Annotated in this window: 18 protein-coding genes; 16 read left to right on the top strand and 2 right to left on the bottom strand. The window is 44.7% G+C overall.

Translation table 11 applies throughout. The features are described 5' to 3' along the window. The first annotated feature begins 3 nt into the window (after positions 1-3). The 9 genes from T538_RS0109600 to T538_RS0109565 all read left to right on the top strand — a co-directional run bounded on the left by T538_RS0109600 (position 4) and on the right by T538_RS0109565 (position 5,956). Positions 4-1,464: a glycoside hydrolase family 28 protein gene (locus T538_RS0109600; protein ID WP_051656005.1), complete on the top strand. Its 1,461-nt coding sequence runs from the start codon at positions 4-6 to the stop codon at positions 1,462-1,464. Positions 1,465-1,476: 12 nt separating this feature from the next. Next, positions 1,477-2,961: a cysteine--tRNA ligase gene (gene cysS / locus T538_RS0109595; protein WP_031533575.1), complete on the top strand. Its 1,485-nt coding sequence runs from the start codon at positions 1,477-1,479 to the stop codon at positions 2,959-2,961. A 14-nt stretch (positions 2,962-2,975) separates the two neighbouring features. After that, entirely contained in the window at positions 2,976-3,161 is a 186-nt protein-coding gene (locus T538_RS0109590; RefSeq protein WP_031533576.1) for a hypothetical protein, read from the top strand. A gap of 372 nt (positions 3,162-3,533) precedes the next feature. After that, a complete protein-coding gene (locus T538_RS0109585) occupies positions 3,534-3,917 on the top strand; it encodes a hypothetical protein (protein ID WP_031533577.1) in 384 nt (127 codons plus the stop codon). A gap of 30 nt (positions 3,918-3,947) precedes the next feature. Further along, positions 3,948-4,634 carry a hypothetical protein gene (locus T538_RS0109580; RefSeq protein WP_031541102.1) on the top strand — a complete coding sequence of 229 codons (687 nt, stop codon included), beginning with the start codon at positions 3,948-3,950 and terminating at the stop codon, positions 4,632-4,634. A 98-nt stretch (positions 4,635-4,732) separates the two neighbouring features. After that, the gene (locus T538_RS18400) at positions 4,733-4,879 is read left to right on the top strand and encodes a hypothetical protein (RefSeq protein WP_155993098.1); all 147 of its coding nucleotides are present in this window, start codon (positions 4,733-4,735) and stop codon (positions 4,877-4,879) included. Next, positions 4,864-5,208, top strand: coding sequence for a hypothetical protein (locus T538_RS0109570; protein WP_031533579.1), 345 nt, complete (start codon positions 4,864-4,866; stop codon positions 5,206-5,208). The genes T538_RS18400 and T538_RS0109570 overlap by 16 nt, the downstream gene beginning before the upstream one ends. Then, a complete protein-coding gene (locus tag T538_RS18395) occupies positions 5,199-5,336 on the top strand; it encodes a hypothetical protein (RefSeq protein ID WP_155993096.1) in 138 nt (45 codons plus the stop codon). The genes T538_RS0109570 and T538_RS18395 overlap by 10 nt, the downstream gene beginning before the upstream one ends. A gap of 8 nt (positions 5,337-5,344) precedes the next feature. Beyond that, a complete protein-coding gene (locus tag T538_RS0109565) occupies positions 5,345-5,956 on the top strand; it encodes a hypothetical protein (RefSeq protein ID WP_034538982.1) in 612 nt (203 codons plus the stop codon). A gap of 284 nt (positions 5,957-6,240) precedes the next feature. Here the strand turns inward: T538_RS0109565 and T538_RS0109560 are convergent, their stop codons facing one another. Beyond that, positions 6,241-6,927: a hypothetical protein gene (locus T538_RS0109560; protein ID WP_051656004.1), complete on the bottom strand. Its 687-nt coding sequence runs from the start codon at positions 6,925-6,927 to the stop codon at positions 6,241-6,243. 538 nt (positions 6,928-7,465) lie between these two features. Between T538_RS0109560 and T538_RS0109555 the strand changes: the two genes are divergently transcribed. After that, on the top strand, positions 7,466-8,287 hold the full coding sequence (locus T538_RS0109555; protein ID WP_031533582.1) for a tetratricopeptide repeat protein: 822 nt from the start codon (positions 7,466-7,468) through the stop codon (positions 8,285-8,287). Between the two features lies 1 nt (position 8,288). Here T538_RS0109555 and recQ read toward each other — a convergent pair whose 3' ends face one another. Continuing rightward, positions 8,289-10,115 (bottom strand): DNA helicase RecQ, encoded by a 1,827-nt coding sequence (recQ, locus tag T538_RS0109550; protein ID WP_231497094.1) that lies wholly within the window; start codon positions 10,113-10,115, stop codon positions 8,289-8,291. A gap of 139 nt (positions 10,116-10,254) precedes the next feature. Here recQ and T538_RS0109545 point away from each other — a divergent pair, with 139 nt between their 5' ends. The 6 genes from T538_RS0109545 to T538_RS0109515 all read left to right on the top strand — a co-directional run. Continuing rightward, on the top strand, positions 10,255-10,644 hold the full coding sequence (locus T538_RS0109545; protein ID WP_051656002.1) for a helix-turn-helix domain-containing protein: 390 nt from the start codon (positions 10,255-10,257) through the stop codon (positions 10,642-10,644). A gap of 23 nt (positions 10,645-10,667) precedes the next feature. Further along, a complete protein-coding gene (locus tag T538_RS0109540; RefSeq protein ID WP_369794990.1) occupies positions 10,668-12,674 on the top strand; it encodes a dipeptidyl-peptidase 3 family protein in 2,007 nt (668 codons plus the stop codon). Continuing rightward, positions 12,675-13,361: a DNA alkylation repair protein gene (locus T538_RS0109535; protein WP_051656001.1), complete on the top strand. Its 687-nt coding sequence runs from the start codon at positions 12,675-12,677 to the stop codon at positions 13,359-13,361. It abuts the gene before it with no gap. 129 nt (positions 13,362-13,490) lie between these two features. Next, on the top strand, positions 13,491-14,765 hold the full coding sequence (locus T538_RS0109530; protein WP_031533587.1) for an adenylosuccinate synthase: 1,275 nt from the start codon (positions 13,491-13,493) through the stop codon (positions 14,763-14,765). A gap of 874 nt (positions 14,766-15,639) precedes the next feature. Further along, positions 15,640-18,423 carry a porin family protein gene (locus T538_RS0109525; protein ID WP_031533588.1) on the top strand — a complete coding sequence of 928 codons (2,784 nt, stop codon included), beginning with the start codon at positions 15,640-15,642 and terminating at the stop codon, positions 18,421-18,423. 530 nt (positions 18,424-18,953) lie between these two features. Beyond that, positions 18,954-19,442: DUF4372 domain-containing protein (locus T538_RS0109515; RefSeq protein ID WP_031533589.1), on the top strand; the 489-nt coding region annotated here is incomplete at its 3' end.

Here is a 19,442-nt window from a genome sequence, read left to right as displayed (position 1 = left end):
TTTATGATGATTAAAAAGTTACTGGCAGCCTTTGCGGGCTGCCTTTTAATTTCAACAAACGCGGCGGCGCAGACAACGGCTCACATTCCATCGGCAAACGAGGTGGGCGCAATTGTATGTCCCGATACGATAGCCGAGGTTCGGGCTCCTTTCGGGATGCTCCGGGTTAGTCGCCCGGTTTTTCCGTCAAGGTCGGTGAACATCGCAAAGAGCGGTGCGAAGAAGAACGTACTTTGCACGGCGGTTATCCAGAAATGTATCGACAAACTCTCGGCCAAGGGCGGCGGAAGAGTAATCGTTCCTGCCGGAACATGGCTCACGGGTCGCATTACTCTGAAAGACAATGTTGAACTTCATTTGCAAGAAGGAGCTGTACTTCAGTTCAGCGACAAGATAAAGGATTATCTGCCGGCCGTATTCACCCGAAACGAAGGCGTTGAACTTTACTCGCTCGGCTCGCTAATATATGCCAACGGCGCAACGAATATCGCCCTCACGGGAAAAGGAAAACTCGTTGGCCCGGGCAAGGAGAACGAGATTTACGCCCAGCGAATGGACGGTATCGTAATCGAGAATTTCATCAGACTCGATAGCCCTGTTGAGAAGCGAGTTTTCGATGGAAAAAGCCTGAAGGACAATCCTGCGGTTACGTTCAACGGCACGGAAGAGAAGAACATGAATGCAATTTTTCTGCCGATGTTCTTTGCTCCGATGAACTGTAAAAACGTGCTTGTCGAGGGCGTTACGTTCGAGAATTCAATCTTCTGGAACATCGTTCCGGTTTATTGCGAGAACGTGATTATCCGTGGATGTTCGGTAGACAGCAATGGCGGAAGAACAGACGGTATCGACATCGAATCGTCGAAAAATGTTCTGATTGAGTATGTTACGCTTGCCTGCGGCGACGACTGCTTTACAATAAAATCGGGCCGTGCCGAGGACGGTTTGAGAGTGAACAAGGCTTCGGAAAACATCGTAATCAGATATTGCCTTGCACAGCGAGGCCCCGGTGGAATGACCATCGGAAGCGAGACTGCCGGATGGGTGCGCAACGTGTATATGCACGACTGCGTGTTTCATTCTCCGCTCAACGGATTCTATTTCAAAACCCGAAGAAACCGCGGCGGTGGCGGCGAGAACATGACTTTCGAACGCATCAGAATGATTTCGCCCAAGCGTGCCTTCCGTTGGGATATGCTCGGCTCGCCGATGTATATGGGCGAACTTGCAAACCGACTTCCAATCCGTCCGATAGTGCCGCTCACTCCGGCGTATCGCCACTTTACGATGAACGAGATTCTGGTTGAAAAGTGCAAGACGCTCATTGCGGCAACCGGAATTCCCGAAAGTCCGGTTGAGGACGTGAAAATATCGAATCTCGAAGCACGATGCGACGAGGAACTCGAACTTAGTGATGTCCTCAACTTCTCGATGAAGAATTGTGTTATTAACAGCAAAAAATAAAAACAAAAATATATGGAACAGAATCTTTTGATTTACAATACGCTCACCCGAACAAAGGAGCTTTTCAAGCCCCTTACTCCCGGAAGAGTGGGAATGTATGTGTGCGGTCCTACGGTTTATGGCGACGCACACTTGGGACACGCACGTCCTGCAATCACATTCGATATACTTTTTCGCTACTTGCAGCACATTGGCTACAAGGTTCGCTATGTTCGCAACATTACCGATGTAGGTCATCTTGAGCATGATGCCGACGATGGCGAGGACAAGATTGCAAAGAAGGCTCGTCTTGAACAGTTGGAGCCTATGGAGGTGGCTCAGTATTACACCAACCGCTTTAATGCGGCAATGGCTAAACTGAACGTACTCCCGCCAAGCATCGAGCCTCATGCAACGGGACATATCATAGAGCAGATTCAGCTTGTTAAGGAGATTATGGCAAACGGATATGCCTACGAGAGTCAGGGCTCTGTTTATTTCGATGTTGCAAAGTACAACAAAGACCACAAGTATGGCATTCTATCGGGTCGTGACCTTGAGAATGTGAAAGATAACAGCCGCGAGCTCGACGGACAGAGTGAGAAACGCAATCAGGCTGACTTTGCTCTGTGGAAGTGCGCCCAGCCAGAGCACATCATGCGCTGGCCAAGTCCGTGGAGCGACGGATTCCCGGGCTGGCATTGCGAGTGTACTGCCATGGGACGCAAGTATCTGGGCAACCACTTCGATATTCACGGCGGTGGAATGGACTTGATTTTCCCTCATCACGAGTGCGAGATTGCGCAGGCTGTTGCAAGTCAGGGCGACCAGATGGTTCACTACTGGATGCACAACAACATGATAACCATCGACGGAAAGAAGATGGGCAAGAGTTACAACAACTTCATCACGCTCGACCAGTTCTTCACGGGCGACCATCCGTTGCTGCAGCGTCCTTATTCGGCAATGACCATCCGTTTCTTCATCCTTCAGGCTCAGTACAGAAGTACTGTTGATTTCAGCAACGATGCTCTTCAGGCTGCCGAGAAGGGTATGCAGAGACTCTTCGAAGGACTCGACGCTCTCGACCGCATTGTTCCGTCGGCATCAGGCTCGGTTGAGATGAAGTATGTTGATGAACTTCGCCAGAAGTGTTACGACTCGATGAACGATGACTTGAATACGCCTATCGTCATCAGCCTTCTGTTCGATGCTTGCCGTGTAATCAACACTATCGTAGACAAGAAGGCAACCATTACAGCCGATGTTCTCGAGGCTCTGAAGCTGTTGTTCCACACATTCGTATTTGATATTCTCGGACTGAAGAAGGAAGAGGGCGGCAACAGCGCGCGCGAGGAGGCTTTCGGCAAGGTTGTAGACATGCTTCTTGAGCAGCGTGCCAAAGCAAAGGCCAATAAGGACTGGGCTACAAGCGATGCCATACGCGACAATCTGGCAGCACTCGGCTTCGAGATTAAAGACTCGAAGGATGGTGCTACTTGGAAGTTGAACAAGTAAAATGACATCTTGACATGTACAACGTAAGCAAGTATTTCATGATTGCGTCTGCAATCTTCAGCCTGATATGCTGCGGTGGTGCGGTATGGGCTGGCATCAAACTGAACAACGACAGCACATGCTACTTCATGGCGCTGATATTCTTGGTAGCCTTCGTCTGGCTTGCCTTGTCTATCAAGAAGATGGGCAGCAACGATTAGCAAGATGTACATTTGTAAAAATTAAATCCTCCAATGACCAACATTGGAGGATTCCTTTTTTCGAAATAAACAAGAGTGTTGCACAAATTAAGGTTTAGGTTGCAAAACTATCATAAAAAAACTAATCACTAATAATTACATATCTATGAATCTAATTCCTATCTATTGTGATGACACGCCAATGACATGTTTGTGACATCAGAAATCATTTTTTTTTATTTTTTTGAGTTGATAGAAGTCTGGTTAAGATTTTGGATTATGCAATATTTTTGTCTATTTTTGTTCAGAATATTGGTTTTAGCGTTTTGTCGCTATTGGTAACAACTGTCAAAAACAAAGATTTATACTGTTTGAAACATTCTTAGTAGTCAAATGAAAAAAATCGTATTGTTCTTTTTCATGGCTCTATTTGTTAGTTGTCATGGAGATTTTGTTGAATTGAGTGATAAATATGTGTATTGCGAGTATACCATTGCCAAGTCGCCAAGTAAATCAAGGTGGACTTCGGATGGCAAGTATATACCATACACTGTAGTTATTGATCGGAAAGTTACGAACTTTAGTCATGATGATGATTACATAATTGCACATCGGATAGGGTATCGTAATTATGAAAAGCTACATGACTATTGGATTATAAGGCTTGCTGATGATAAGATATGGGGACCATTATCCAAAGATTCTTTCGACATAATGTGCAAGGAACAAAATGTGCAGATTAGTTTGGATCCAAAATACGATACAGACGCAGAATAATTCTGTGGTTACTAATTGGCTTAAAAAAGTATGAAGTATTTATTATTTTTATTTGTTTTAATTTCGTGCTGTAGCTGCGGAAAAACAAGGAAAGATTCGAGGATGGTAATTAAATCAAGAAAATACGATAATCGTATGGTGTATTATCAGACTCGTGGCGATTCCATATCTAAAAATTCTTATGCACTATGGACTTGTGATGGTAAAGTAATGTTGGAAGTACATCATAATCTATTTGATCATCAGTATTTTGAGAGTCATGGTAAGGTTGATAGTACTATTGTCGATGATGTGAAACCATTTAATGAAGGAAAATATTTTGTTCCAACATTTTCAGAGCAAATGTCAGAAATGAAGGAATGTTTGCGCATAGCATCAAAGGACTATAATTTGTGTAAACTTGATCATTTTGTTTGTTTTTTGAGTTCTTTCGATAGTATTGCTGTTGCTGTAACTTCAGGCTTAATGTCTGATATCAGAAACAATGGTGTTGATTTTTCAACAATTGATAGGGAATTGTCGAAGACTTGTTTGAAGGATTCCTTGAATAGTGTGTTAAAAAACTTCAAACTACAAGTGGATACAATAATGAGTCAAGAGCATATTCTTTTTGCCCATATGGATGAATTATTCCAAAATTCGTCATCTATTAGTGATAGTTCATCTCCTTTAGTCGTTGATACGGAACTTTATATCAGTTTGAAGCATAAGAAATGATATCGTTGCAAAAAATGTTGGGGCTTTAAAACCATGGAGATAACGAAGCGCTTGTATATGGGAAAATTGATGTGACTAGAGTTGGACAGAAATCTTTTATGATACATAATGATAAATATGATTTTGATATAGAAACAAAAAAACTTTGGACAGAACGTAATTTCGGAACAGTCTGTGCAGGTATGCTTCATGGTGCTGGCACACCTTTTATAATAAAATTCAAGGGCTTATGGATAAAAAAATAATAAATAAGATTGTGATTTGGTTTGTGGCTAATTGTTTTTTTAGTTGCGATTCGCCACTACCCAATGATTGTGACTACTATTATTTTAACGGGGCAATTGGAAAGGTTATCGAGGGCTCAATTCGTGCTGATGGAACTTTCTCAATGGAGACGTTGATATATCCAGATGTTTTAAGGAATAATGTAGAAGAGTATGATGACTACATTCTTGCTTACCAAATTCTTGATATTGCAGAATGTTTTGAAATAACTGATGGTATGTTTGATTCTGAAGCTTGTGATAGCGTGGAATGGATACATTATCGAGATAGTGTAAATCAATGGATTTAAATGTAAAATCTAATACGTCAGTTTCTGTAAATGTAGAAGGCGGTTGGCTTTATTCAAATGGTGATGGGCTTGGAGCTAAGAGTCTTACAGCTCCTTTATGCCCTAATGTTTCATTTAAAATTAAATAAAAGGAACAATGAAATTTTTAATGTATTTTTTTTATGTATCTTTGCTTTTTATTGTTGGTTGTAACTCAGGAGATAGTAAAAAAGTAGAGAATCAGCACAACTTTGATGATATTCATTTAAACGATAGCGCGCTTATGTTGATGCAGTCCGTTGATTCAACAAAGATAAGAATAGCTATACAATTATTGGATAGTGCTATATCTATTGACACGATACAATGCGACAGACGTAGTTTCTATTGGAATAAAGCTGGCGCATATGCTATTTTGGGCGACTCTGTTAGGTATGAAAAAGACATGGAAACTGCCATGAGCCTTCTTCCTTCAGATAATTTACTAAGACTGGTTTTTTACGGAAAAAAATATAAAAAGGCAAACAAAAGCGATTCCTCAGCGTACTATTTGTCCCGAGCTATATTTTTATGCGATAGTCTGTTAGAAAAGAAATATGATGAAAGTGTAGTTTTTTCCAAGGTTACAGCCTTGTCTCTTTATAAGGGGGATATGGCAGCCAAAAGGTGTTTGACGGAGGCATTGTCAAAGCATCCCGAAAGTGTACTTCTAAGCACGATAAACCCAAATCGGTCATTAGAAATTTTGCCTTACATAATGTTCAGATAAGTATTCGGAGCCTATGAAAATATAAGCGAAAAGTGCTAATGATTGGCTCAGAATATTAAACCAACTTACATTTTGCTACTTATTTTTTCTAATGACCGTTTTGGGATAAATGAGAATTGGAACTATAAAAAACAAACTTTTGATGGATTTATGAGTAATTGGCAGCGAAATGGTATTCCTATTGAAAACGAATGAGATTTAATACAGATATATGACTTTTGTGCCTAAAAGCCATAAAAAACGCATCGCCTAAGAAAATCTTGTAAGGCGATGCGTTTTCAGTTTTATTTGCCAAACACGAGACTAAAAGTGAAGTTGCAGAACGTAAGGTCGTTCTTAAACAGATTGTGGTTTATTCCGTCGTCGTACTTGTCGCAATACTCGTAATCGTCGTCGCAACCAATCTTGTCGGGGTTGAACAGACGGAAATCATCGTTCACAAACCAGTTGGCCGTTTGAATGTCGGCTCGCACGCTGCCCGACAGATTGCCGGTTATAGGAAATTCGTAGCCCAGAGTGAATGATATTCCGCAGTAGTTTTTCGAAATATTGTTAGAATAATAGTTGTATCGGCTGTTGATGTTGTAAACCCTGTCCTGATAGTTGAACAGACCAACGCCGAGGTTGAAGAACAAGGCATCTCTGTTCATTACATAGCGCAGGGTAAGTGCCGGACGGACAAAGTGGACGTGCGCCTTGTCCTTGCCCTTCTGAATGTTGTTGTAGTCGTATTGCAGACCGAGGGCAAACCACTCGCAGAAGTAGAAGCGTGAATCCATATTAAGGTTGTAGCCAAGACGGTTGCCGTTCTTCTCGAAGAAACTGTAACTGGCATTTGTCTTTGCTGCTGAGGCCGATAAGCCGCCGCCCACTCCAATGCTGTATAATTCTGGCAGATTTTGCGCCTTCAGACTGACGGCGCACATTGAAAACAATGATACACAAATGAGTTTTTTAATTGATTTGTTCATAATAATATAAAAGATAGTCATATTTCGGCTGCAAAACTACAAAATTAAACTGAATAATTGAGCAATTTGAGAGTTGAAAATTGAAAAACTGATTCAAAATCTATTTGACAATTTGAGAGAAAATTGAAAGGCCCTATGAGAAGAGCGAAAGCAATTCTCAACTTAGAATAGCTCGAACCTTTCGGCTTGCTTGTCCGAACCTTCCCCGAACCTTCCCCGTAGCTACCCCGTACCTACCTCGTACCTTGAACCTATCTTCCGGCTTACTTTCCCGTATCCTGAACGTACCTTGAACGAACCTTTCGGCTTGCTTGCCCCTTGCTACCCCCTTACAGTCGGCTTACTATCGGCTTACTTCAAAAACATTACCAATTAACAAATCAGAAAAGAACTTTCAACTTTCGATTTTCAATTCTCAACTAAAATAATTGTCAATTGTCCATTGTCCATTGTCAATTCAAAAAAACAAGTCAAATTTGCCGCATGATGCAATAATAAAGCCGATATTTCCGTTATTCTGAAAATATACTCAGAAAAGATGAACAAATTATTTGCCACTATAATCGCATTGCTGCTGTCGGCAACCGCAATGGCACAATCGTACGAACAACTTGTAGAAAAAGCCGAGAAATACGCAAAGTCCGACAGTCTTGTCAAGGCAGAAGAACTGTACAAAGAGGCTCTGAAACAGAATCCGTACAAGGGAAGCAACGCCCTCGTCTTTTCAAACCTCGGAAAAGTTCAGGAGGCGCAGGGCAAAAACAAGGAAGCACTCGAATCGTACACATACGCCATAAACATGGCACCGACGTCTGTTCCGCTTAGGCTTAACCGCGCCGGATTCTACCTTCAGCAGAATGCCTTGGACAAGGCTCTGCTCGACTATACTTACGCGCTCGACATCAACCCAAAGACGAAGGAGGCACTTCTCTATCGCGCCTATATCTATGTAAGGCGAAGGGAACTCGACAAGGCAAAGCGCGACTATACCGAACTCTTGTCTATAGAGCCGAACCACTACGAAGGAGGCCTCGGCATGGCTCTGCTAAACGAAAAACTCGGAAAGCGTCGCGAGGCGATAGAGCAACTTACCAACATGCTCGTTGCCTATCCCGAAAAATCCGAACTTTATCAGGCAAGGGCTGAGATTGAACTTGCGCTCGAACAGAACGACATGGCTCTGCTCGATGTTGAACAGGCTCTGAAACTCTCGCCCGGCGATGCCGAACTGTACGTATTCAAGGCTCAGATTCATCTTGTTATGAAGAATAAGACGCAGGCGCGCGCCGATTTGGACAAGGCCGTTTCGCTCGGCATAAACCGTGCGCAGGTTGCCGAGATGTATAAGCGGTGCAAGTAAACTACAACTTTTCCATTCCTTTGTATTGCCTGATGAGGCTTACAAAATCCTTGCCGTAGCGTTCTTTCTTGAACTCGCCTATGCCGCTAATCTCGCCAAATGCGTCGAGCGATGTAGGCTGAATGCTTGCAAGCAGATGCAAAGTCTTGTCGTTAAGAATGATGTAAGCCGGAAATCCCTGATTGTCGGCAAGTTGCTTGCGCAGTTCGCGCAGATGGTCGAAGAGGGTAGAATCCTCCTCGCCTGGCTCAAAGTTGGCAAGCACAGGTATGATTGGCGTTTTTGCGGTGCGCTTGCGAGTCTGTCTTCCCGGCTCTTCGGGAGCGAGTTCGGCAAGCATCGCCTGCTTTCTTCCAAACAGAATGTCCTTGCCCAGAGGAGTTATTACGATTCGGTTGTTCTCGTTGTACATTATTTCGAAAAATCCGAGTTGAAGCATCTGCAACAGATAGTCGAGCCAGTTTCGTGCCGGAACATCCCGACCAACGCCGAAAGTCTTCAGTTGCTCGTAGCCCTTGCCCACGACGTTCTGGTTAAGGTTTCCGCGCAGAATGTCGATAAGCAGATTGATGCCGATGCGCTCGTTGGTTCGTGCCACCGCGCTGAGAGCCTTCTGCACAAGGATTGAGCCGTCGAACATCTTGGGCGGATTTTTGCAGACGTCGCAGTTTCCGCAGTTACATTCGGTTGTCTCGCCAAAATAGTTTAGCAGAATTCGGCGGCGGCAGTGGCTCGCCTCGGCATATTCCTGAATGCGCTTCAGTTTTTCTATGTTGATGTCCTTCTGGCCGCTTTCCTCGGCAAATTTCTTCTGCTGAATAACGTCGGCAATGCTATAGAACATTATCGTCTCGGCTTTCAGACCGTCGCGCCCCGCACGGCCAATCTCCTGATAGAATCCTTCCATGCTCTTTGGCATGTTGTAGTGTATAATCCATCGCACGTTACTCTTGTCTATGCCCATTCCAAAGGCTACGGTAGCCGTAACCACTTGCAGGTTGTCGTGAATGAAATCCTCCTGAACCGCATCGCGCTCCCTGCTCGAAAGCATGGCGTGATAAGGCTTTGCGTTTATTCCGTTTTTCTGAAGCATCTCAGCCACCTTTTCGGTTGTGTTTCGGCTAAGACAGTATATTATTCCGCTTTCGCCTGCGTGGTTTTCGATAAACTGTACAATCGTCTTGTCCTTGTGCTTCTTGTCCATTCCGCGGCGCACGTCGAGGCTGATGTTTGGTCGGTCGAACGAGCTGATGAAAATCTCGTTCTCGCTTATCCTCAGCCCAAGTTGAGAGATTATGTCCTTGCGCGTAGTCTTGTCGGCTGTGGCGGTGAGAGCCACAATCGGCACGTTTGGGAAACATTCGTGCAGCGAACTCAGTTTTGCGTATTCGGGACGGAAATCGTGTCCCCATTGCGATATGCAGTGAGCCTCGTCGATGGCAAAGAGCGATATATTTATATCCCTTAGCAGATACGGAATTTCGAGCAGCAGCCGCTCGGGTGAGATGTACAGAAGTTTGATGCTTCCGCTGAGACATTGCTGGCGCACTCTGAAGTTTTCATTTTCGTCGAGGTTGCTGTTAAGTGCCGCTGCCGGAATGCCGTTGGCAAGCAGCGAGTCCACTTGGTCTTTCATAAGCGAGATTAGAGGCGAAACCACCACCGTAGTGCCGCCCAAGAGCAATGCCGGAAGTTGGTAGCAGATTGATTTGCCGCCACCCGTAGGCATCAGGACCATAGTGTCCTTTTTTGAAAGAATGTTGTCGATGATTTCTTCTTGCAGAGGTCGGAATGAGTCGTATCCGAAATACTTTTTTAATGTCTCCAACTTTTTCATAAGTGCAAAAGTAAAGTTTTTTTGTGTAAATGTGCTGTCTATATGCTTATTTTCAGTATTATTTTAATGGCAAAGATTGGAAATTTGAAAAAAAATGTAGATTTTTGCAAAACGATAATACGGAATTAGAGTGAAAAGTAATAATTACGCGCCAAGAGTTTCGCAGGAAAAGGCACAGGTGATTATAAGAGGCTTGAAACTTTTGGTTGATGAAAAAAAGTACAGAAATCCAAAGTTGTCGGCAAAGCAGTTTGCCGATGAACTTAATATCGACCATCGTCTTATATCAGTCGTGGTTAAGCGTGAATATGGCATGACATTCCCGGCTTATGTTAACCATTATCGCGTAAGGGAACTCTGTAAGCTGCTGAGAAACGACAACAGTGAGTGTTCGGTATCGGTCGAACTCATGGCGCTGAAGGCCGGATTTGCCAGCCGCCAGTCAATGAGTTTGGCTTTTGCAAAAGAATTAGGTACATCGCCTTCGGAGTACCGCAAAAGATTTAGTAAAAAAGAATGAAACTTAAAAATTGTTTGGTAATGATGTTTGGATTGATGTCATTGGGCGCACAGGCGCAGGAAAAAGATTCCTTCAAGTACGCAGACGAGTCGTTTGCCGACATTCAGATGCTGCGATACAAAGTCGAGGGATTTGACGAGTTGTCGCTTAGTCAGAAGACATTCATTTACTATCTGTACGAAGCTGCTCTTCAGGGACGCGATATTCTGTTCGACCAGAACGGAAAGTATAACCTACGCATCCGCAAGATGCTCGAAACCGTGTACACACAGTACAAGGGCGACCGCAACAGCGCCGATTTCAAGGCCCTAGAGGTTTATCTCAAGAGAGTGTGGTTCAGCAGCGGCATCCATCATCATTACGGCTGCGAGAAGTTCGTTCCGGGCTTTAGTGCCGATTTCTTCCGCAGCGCGCTGAAGAGCGTTGACGCAAAGCAACTTCCGCTGGCAAAGAAGCAGACCGTAGACCAACTTTGCGACGAGATATTCCCCGTAATCTTCGATGCCAAGATAATGCCAAAGCGCGTTAATCAGGCCGATGGCGAAGACTTGATTCTTACATCTGCCGAGAACTATTACGACGGCGTTACTCAGGCTGAGGCTGAGGAATTCTACAACAAGATGAAGGAAGGCGCGGGCGACCAGCCTGTAATGTTCGGAATGAACAGCCGCCTTGTTAAGAAGAACGGCAAGATTAAGGAACTTGTATGGAAGGAAGGCGGACTCTATGGCTCGGCAATAAAGAACATCGTCAAGTATCTTCAGCTTGCACGACCATACGCCGAGAACGACCAGCAGAAGAAAGTCATCGACAAGCTCGTTGAGTTCTACAAGTCAGGTTCGCTGAAGACATTCGACGAGTACTCAATAGAGTGGGTAAAAGACCTTAACTCGCGCGTTGACTTCTGCAACGGATTCATCGAGAGCTACGGCGACCCGCTCGGTCTGAAATCAAGTTGGGAGAGCATCGTAAACTTCAAGGATTTGCAGGCAACAAAGCGCACCGAGACAATAAGCTCTAACGCTCAGTGGTTCGAAGACCATTCGCCGGTAGACCCTCGATTCAAGAAAGAAAAGGTTAAGGGCGTTTCTGCCAAGGTTATCACAGCCGCAGTTCTGGCAGGCGACTTGTATCCTTCAACAGCCATCGGAATAAACCTTCCGAACAGCAACTGGATTCGCAGCGTTCACGGCTCTAAGTCAGTTACCATCGGAAACCTTACCGATGCCTATGCCAAGGCTGCACACGGCAACGGATTCCGCGAGGAGTTTGTGATAGACAAGGAGATGATTGACTTGCTCGACAAGTACGACAGTCAGACCGACGACCTTCATACCGACCTTCACGAGTGCCTTGGACATGGCTCGGGCAAACTCCTTCCTGGAGTTGATGCCGACTCTCTCAAGGCTTATGGCTCAACAATAGAGGAGGCGAGAGCCGACTTGTTCGGACTCTACTACATGGCAGACCCTAAGCTTCTCGAACTCGGACTCCTTTCTGACAAAGACGCATACAAGGCACAGTATTACAGTTACATAATGAACGGTATGCTCACCCAACTTGTCCGCATAGAGTTGGGCAACGACATCGAGGAGGCTCACATGCGCAACCGCGCCCTCATCTCGTGGTGGGCTTACGAGAACGGAAAGGCCGACAATGTTATCGAACTTGTAAAGAACAACGGCAAGACATTCGTTAAGATTAACGACTTCCAGAAACTCCGCGCTCTGTTTGGCAAACTGCTTGCCGAGATTCAGCGAGTAAAGAGCGAGGGCGATTTCGAAGGTGCCAAGGCTCTTGTAGAGAAGTATGCCGTTAAGATAAATCCTGAAATCCACAAGGAGATAAAGGAGCGTTACAGCAAGCTGAACATCTCGCCATACAAGGGCTTCATCAACCCTGTTTATACAGCCGTTAAGGATGCCAAGGGCAACATCACCGATGTCAAGATTTCTTACGGCGAGGGATATGCCGAGCAGATGCTCCGCTACAGCAAGGATTATTCAACACTCCCTTATATTAACGAGTAAATGACAAAGGAACAGGTTGCCGACAACATACGGCGCATAAAAGCCGAGTTCCGTCAGGGAATGAACGGCGTGGCTTCTGCCAAGATGCGCGAACTGGGAGCACAGTATAAGGTTAATTTCGGAATCGAGTATCCGCGATTGCAGATGATTGCGCAGTCGTTCGAGAAAGACCACGACCTTGCGCAGGCTCTGTGGAAGGACAACATACGCGAGTGCAGAATACTTGCAGCCATGCTTCAGCCGGTCGAGACATTCGACCGCGACTTTGCCGACCTCTGGATTGAGACCATCGACAATGTTGAGATAGCGCAGTACACCAGCATGAACCTCTTCCAGCATCTGCCGTTCGCATCGGAGATAGCATTTAACTGGATGGCAGACGAGCGCGAGATGTATCAGGTTTGCGGATTCAGCATCGCAACGCGCCTCATTATGCGCAATGTTGCCTTCAACGGCGAGGCGCAGAACGAACTTATCGACCAGTCTCTCACGGCAATGCAGGACAAGTATCCGTCGGTACAGAAGGCAGCATTCTCGTGTCTGCTCAAGTTCGTCTCTTCGGGAGCGGATGAGGCGGCTAAGGTAAAGAACACATTCGCGTCGTTGCAGCTTCCGCAGAACCAGTATGGCGAGCAGTGCCGCATACTCATCGGTGAGGCTGATGCGGTATTGGAGACAAAAAAATGACATAGATATGGGAAAAAGTACGGACGAAGTACTTTTTCCCTTTTCTTTTTCGGTGTGTCGTAAAAAAGAGTTACCTTTGACGGCGCATTTTGATGGCTTTGTAAGAAAATATAATAAAAACATAACATAATGAAAGCAGGAAAAGTAGATGCCCTCTTGGGTATTGTTTTTGGAGACGAAGGAAAGGGTAAGGTGGTAGATTGCTTTACTCCCAAGTATGATGTAGTGGCACGTTTTGCTGGCGGTCCTAATGCCGGACACACCATCATCTTCGAAGGCAAGAAATTCGTTCTTCGCTCAATCCCTTCTGGTATCTTTGCAGAAGATAAGATTAACATTATCGGTAATGGATGCGTTATTGCTCCCGATTTGTTCATGGCCGAGGCCAAGGAACTCGAGGACGCAGGCTACACTCTGAAGGAGCGTCTTCACATCAGCAACCGCACACATCTTATTTTGCCTACTCACCGTGTGCTCGACCGCGCTTACGAGGCTGCAAAGGGCAAGAACAAGGTTGGAACAACAGGTAAGGGTATCGGTCCTACTTATGCAGACAAGGCAAGCCGTATCGGTCTTCGCGTCGGCGATATTCTCGACAACTTTCAGGAGAAGTATGCCAAACTGAAGGCACGCCACGAGCAGATTCTTAAAGACCTCAACTATACCGACTACGACATTACCGAGGAAGAGAAGAAGTGGATGGAAGGCATTGAGTACATGCGCGGCTTCCATATCAACGATACAGAGATTGAAATCAACAAACTGCTGAAGGCAGGCAAGAGCGTAATTGCCGAGGGCGCACAGGGCACAATGCTCGACATCGACCACGGAACATATCCGTTCGTAAGTTCGTCAAGCACCATCAGCGGCGGCGTTTGTACAGGTCTTGGCATCGGCCCTACTGCCGTAGATCAGGTGTTCGGAATCTTCAAGGCTTACAGCACACGCGTTGGCTCTGGTCCGTTCCCTGTTGAACTTTTCGACGAGACTGGCGACAAACTCCGCGAGATTGGTCACGAGTACGGCGCAGTAACAGGCCGTAACCGTCGTTGCGGATGGGTAGACATCGTGGCTCTGAAGTATGCCATCATGATTAACGGCATCACTCAACTTATAATGATGAAGAGCGACGTGCTCGACGATTTCGACACAATAAAGGCCTGCATAGCATACAAGAAGGACGGCAAGGTTACAACCGACATGCCTTTCGAGACTGAAGGCTGCGAGGCTGTTTACGATGAACTGCCGGGCTGGAAGTGCGACCTTACAGGCATCCGTTCAGAGGCTGAATTCCCTAAGGCATTCAAGGATTACATCGACTATCTTGAGAAGCAGCTCGAAGTGCCTATCACCATCATCTCGGTTGGCCCGGACCGCGAGGCTACAATAGAGCGTAACAAGTAATATTCAGATTGATAAGATAAATGAGGTCGGATTCTGCTGGAGTCCGACCTTTTTTGTACGTATCATTTTGAATTGACAATGGACAGTTGACAATGTTTTTTTGAGAGTTGAAAAATTGTGGCAACATAGATTCAAGGTAGAGGCAAGTAAGGGGATAGCAAGGGGGTAGCAAGGGGATAGCAAGAAGGTAGCAAGAATGTAGGAAGAAGGTAGAAAGAAGGTTGCAAGAAGGAAGGTTCGAGTATGATAGGTAATTCAGAATTGACAATTCACAGTTGACAATTGACAATGAACAATTCAAAATTCATAATTGATAATTCAAAATTGCTTTCATAATTGCCGTGGATTTGTAACGAACAATTTCGTCAGAAATTGTTCGTACGTCCAAGGTACGTCCAAGGTACGTCCAAGGTACGTCCAAGGTACGTCCAAGGTACGTCCAAGGTACGTCCAAGGTACGTCCAAGGTAGGTAGAGGGGAAGCCTAACTACTATTTTGACGTATAATTCGAAATTGTAGAAAAAGAGCATTAATTTGTCTTTTGGTAAACACAAAATGGTGCCAAGGTATAGGGAAGCTATATGTAAGCTATATGTAGGGTATATGTAAGCTATATGTTATCTATATGTAGGGAATATCCTGAGTGGGTGATGGGTAGGTTGAGAACTCCCCCAAAATCGGGAGTCATAATTTATAATTGATAATACAGAATTTGTGATTATTAAGTAGTTGAAAAATAGTTGGTTAAGTGCGTTTGTTTTGATGTTTATACGCTAAAAAGAAAAATAAATCAATTAAAATGTACACTAAAAACTGTTTTTGGACGTTATGAAAAACGTGTGTAATGTAAAATATTAAATTCTCTGTTTGTTGAATGAAATCGTGTGTTGCAATATTCTTTTTGCTGCTGTCAGTTTCTATATCCGTAAATGCTCAGAGGCAGCCGGAAGTGCGAGTCTGGGGCGATGTGTCCGACTCATTTACAAATGTCGGATTGCCGGCATTCGTTACTTTGCTCAACAAAGATTCTGTGGAAATAGATACGGCAACGTGTAAGGTCTATCAAGGCAATTCGTTCTACACATTCTATATTCCAAAGTCTCCGAGTGAATATATGGTGCGTGTTGAATATCCCGGCTATAATACGGCGGTGCAAAGGCATTATTTCGACTTTGCCAAGTCTGCACCCGTATATGGCTTTCCTGCCGTAAAACTGAAAAGACTTGCCAATGCTGTAGATAGTATGCGCTCTATAGGACTCGACGAGGTTGTTGTCAGGGCAACGCGCCTTCAGGTGGCATATCGGGGAGATACCATTGTTTACGATGCGCAGGCGTTCAATATCCCCGAAGGAGCAATGCTCGATGCTCTTGTGCGCCAGCTGCCCGGGGCTGAGATGAAAGCGAATGGAGATGTCTATATCAATGGCAAAAGACTTGACTATATAACTCTCAACGGCAACGATTTTTTCAAGGGTAACAACAAGGTTATTTTGGAGAATCTGCCTTATTTTGTAGTAAAGGAATTGCAGGTTTACCACAAAGACCCGCCTTTTGCCCTGACTAAGCCGTTAACCGACGATGGAAAGGATTTTGTGCTCGATGTCGTTATGAAACGCGAGTATGCAATAGGAGGCATTGTAAATGCTGAGGCTGGCTTGGGAACACACGACCGCTGGAAGACCAAGATGTTTGGACTGAGGTACGATGATTATTCGCGTATCGCTGCCTATGGTAATCTTAACAATGTGAACGAAAAACGCACTCCCGGCAGCGATGGCGACTGGTCGCCGGCAAAGCAAACACGAGGTGTAGTTTCTACAAAACAGGCAGGACTGAATTTTAATCTTAACAATGCCCGGAAGACATTTGCCGTCGACCAGTCTGTTGTTGCAGAGTGGTCTGACGATGACATTCGTTCACTGCAGAACTCCGAACTTTTCGCTTCAGAAGGCAATATCTTTGGTGGAAAAGCATCTGTCAGCAACCGAAAGGATTTTATGCTGACAGACAACACTCGGTTAAATGCAAAATTCCGTAAGTCGGCTATTGCGTCTAATCTCAAACTTGTATATTCTTCGGGTAAAAGCATCTTTTCATCGTCAGACTCTACATATCGTTCCCAACTCATAAATTCAGACAGATATGAGTCTCAGTCGGACAGACGCAGACTTTACGGTAACGGTTATTTCGGGTGGAGCTTCAACTTTAATTCGCCATACAAACTGACGGTAAATGCCAACTATTCGTTCTCTAACCAGTGGCGTGACAAAAATTATGTAAAGCATGATATTCGGTATCAGAATACAGGCTTGACCGACGGGCGGAACGACTATAGGGACAATTCGATGAGAAGTTACAAATATAGCATTGGAACAGAACACCGATATGTCCTTTCTCAGCGTATTACTCTTTTGTACTCAATAGGATATGAGCAGAGTGGTAACGGACGTGACAATGATTTCTTCCGCCTTTATCATAGTGACGGACAGAACCCGAGCGAAATGCAGGTTCCGTCTTCAGTCGATTATTTGCAGTCGATTTTTGACAGAAACAATTCTTACGACTATTTCTCACTTGGGAAAGGCATTAGTAATAATATCGACTTTGGATATCAATGGAAGAATACATCGGTGCATATATCCGTAAGGCACACTTATACGCGTGAGCGCATCAGATATCAGAATGCGAGCCTTGACACCTTGGCACACCGCAATTACGATGCGTTGAATCAGAATCTCAGTCTGCGCCATAAGTGGGGCAGAAATACGCTTGAGATGAAATATTATTCGGTCTGCTCTTATCCGGCTTTTTCGGCGTTGATGCCATTGAATGACAACACCAACGTGCTAAACAGACGACTGAACAATCCGTTGTTGAAGTCGCAGCAGAAGAATACGATAGAGATGAAGCTTGACATGAAACCGGGTGGAGGCAAGCCGTCATGGTGGCTGAAATATAATCTCGTAACTCTTAACAGAGCGTGGGGCAGTCGGATAAGTTACGACACTACTACAGGAGCGTACACATCAGTCGATGACAACGTGAATGGGAACTGGAAGACAGCGTTGTCGTTTGGAATGAATGGCTCTGTTGGCAACCGTAGATATTGGCATTACGATGTAAACGCGGAAGCCGGCTATACACATAGCGTTGATTATGACATAGCCTACAATGGGGCGGACAACGAACTGAGCCGTGTGAATACATTTAAGCCGAAAGCTGTGGCTAAGCTGAATTATCGTAAAGACGTGTTCTCCACAGGAGTGATAGCTAAGTTCTCTGGCAATTTCAGTCACGAGGAAGAATATGGGCTGCGAGATATGAATGTGTGTGATTACCAGTTTGGCTTTAATGCACAATATACCATTCCTTTAGTCAAGTTAACCGTCGGGACAGATATAAATCTTTACTCACAGCGTGGCTATGACAGAGCGCAGATGAACACTAACGATTGGGTGTGGAATGCTTTTGTGTCTCGTCCGTTGTTAAAGGGCGCGATGACCGCCAAGGTTGAATTGTATGACATCCTTCATCAGTTGTCGGCTCGCTCATACAGCGTGAATGCACAAAGTAGGGTGGAAACGTATTACAACAGCATTCCGCATTATGCAATGCTCAGCATCGGCTACCGACTTGCCAAGAAACCGAAGAGATGATGGTTTTGCTGTGTTGAACCTTTTGCTTTTTATATGAAAACCCACAAAGTCCTGCCGAATTCTTGCGTCCCTTCGGTAGCATCATTATACCGCGAGTTTGCAACTCGCATTGTCGCAAAGCGACAAAATGTCGTTTTTTTCAGCTGTGGGAATTACAAATTCCCAAATTCATCAAAAGCCGAATTCGGAAATTCGGCTTAACGGTTGAGGGTTTCGGCAGCAAGCGAACAAGGAACGTGCGGCGAGGACAAAGGCAAATTCGGCTTATTTTAGGGAATATAAAAAAAAGATGCAAATGGACAACCCGAAGCCTGCACATCTTACGATGCCGACATGAGAGATGCCTCCTACATTGCATCTTTTATGCAAAGATATAAAAAAGATGTTATTTCTAAAAAAAATCACTTCTGTCCGGAATAATTATACAACACACTTATAATTAAGTGAATTTCAAATACTTATATTGCATATAAGTTTTTCTGATAGAAAAACTTACCTTTGGAACAGTTTTTATCTTAATAAAACTGAGTATGCCCAAAGGAAAGACTGTATTCGCCCAAATCATGGAGGTTGTACCAGACTATGAACTAAACAAATGTATTGACAGATACAATGGAGACAAGGGAGCCAAGAAGTATACGTGTCGTGATCAGTTCAAGGTAATGAGCTTTGCCCAACTTACAGGCAGGACCAGCCTTCGCATCATAGAAGCCACACTGAAGGTCTTTGGACCAAAACTCTATCATTCTGGAATGAAGCAGATGGGAAAATCCACTATTTCAGAAATGAATGAGAAGAAGGCATGGCAGATCTACCGCGACTATGCCATGGTTCTTGTATCCAAGGCACAAAGGCTATACAAGACCGACAAGTTCAGGCTTGATATCGAAGAAATGGTATATGCATTCGACAGCAGCACCATAATCCTCTGCCTGCAACTCTGTCCATGGGCAAAATACAAGGACGGCAATGGCGGAATAAAAATGCACACGATGCTTGACCTGCGCGGTTCGATTCCT

The sequence above is a fragment of the Bacteroides sp. Ga6A2 genome, assembly GCF_000702225.1.
GTDB lineage: Bacteria > Bacteroidota > Bacteroidia > Bacteroidales > Bacteroidaceae > Ga6A1.
This window is presented reverse-complemented; position numbering and strand designations above follow the sequence as displayed.

Coding starts and splice junctions, on each gene's coding strand:
- T538_RS0109600 (WP_051656005.1), top strand. CDS start 4: ATGATGATTAAAAAGTTACTGGCAGCCTTTGCGGGCTGCCTTTTAATT.
- cysS (WP_031533575.1), top strand. CDS start 1,477: ATGGAACAGAATCTTTTGATTTACAATACGCTCACCCGAACAAAGGAG.
- T538_RS0109590 (WP_031533576.1), top strand. CDS start 2,976: ATGTACAACGTAAGCAAGTATTTCATGATTGCGTCTGCAATCTTCAGC.
- T538_RS0109585 (WP_031533577.1), top strand. CDS start 3,534: ATGAAAAAAATCGTATTGTTCTTTTTCATGGCTCTATTTGTTAGTTGT.
- T538_RS0109580 (WP_031541102.1), top strand. CDS start 3,948: ATGAAGTATTTATTATTTTTATTTGTTTTAATTTCGTGCTGTAGCTGC.
- T538_RS18400 (WP_155993098.1), top strand. CDS start 4,733: ATGATACATAATGATAAATATGATTTTGATATAGAAACAAAAAAACTT.
- T538_RS0109570 (WP_031533579.1), top strand. CDS start 4,864: ATGGATAAAAAAATAATAAATAAGATTGTGATTTGGTTTGTGGCTAAT.
- T538_RS18395 (WP_155993096.1), top strand. CDS start 5,199: ATGGATTTAAATGTAAAATCTAATACGTCAGTTTCTGTAAATGTAGAA.
- T538_RS0109565 (WP_034538982.1), top strand. CDS start 5,345: ATGAAATTTTTAATGTATTTTTTTTATGTATCTTTGCTTTTTATTGTT.
- T538_RS0109560 (WP_051656004.1), bottom strand. CDS start 6,927: ATGAACAAATCAATTAAAAAACTCATTTGTGTATCATTGTTTTCAATG.
- T538_RS0109555 (WP_031533582.1), top strand. CDS start 7,466: ATGAACAAATTATTTGCCACTATAATCGCATTGCTGCTGTCGGCAACC.
- T538_RS0109540 (WP_369794990.1), top strand. CDS start 10,668: ATGTTTGGATTGATGTCATTGGGCGCACAGGCGCAGGAAAAAGATTCC.
- T538_RS0109535 (WP_051656001.1), top strand. CDS start 12,675: ATGACAAAGGAACAGGTTGCCGACAACATACGGCGCATAAAAGCCGAG.
- T538_RS0109530 (WP_031533587.1), top strand. CDS start 13,491: ATGAAAGCAGGAAAAGTAGATGCCCTCTTGGGTATTGTTTTTGGAGAC.
- T538_RS0109525 (WP_031533588.1), top strand. CDS start 15,640: ATGAAATCGTGTGTTGCAATATTCTTTTTGCTGCTGTCAGTTTCTATA.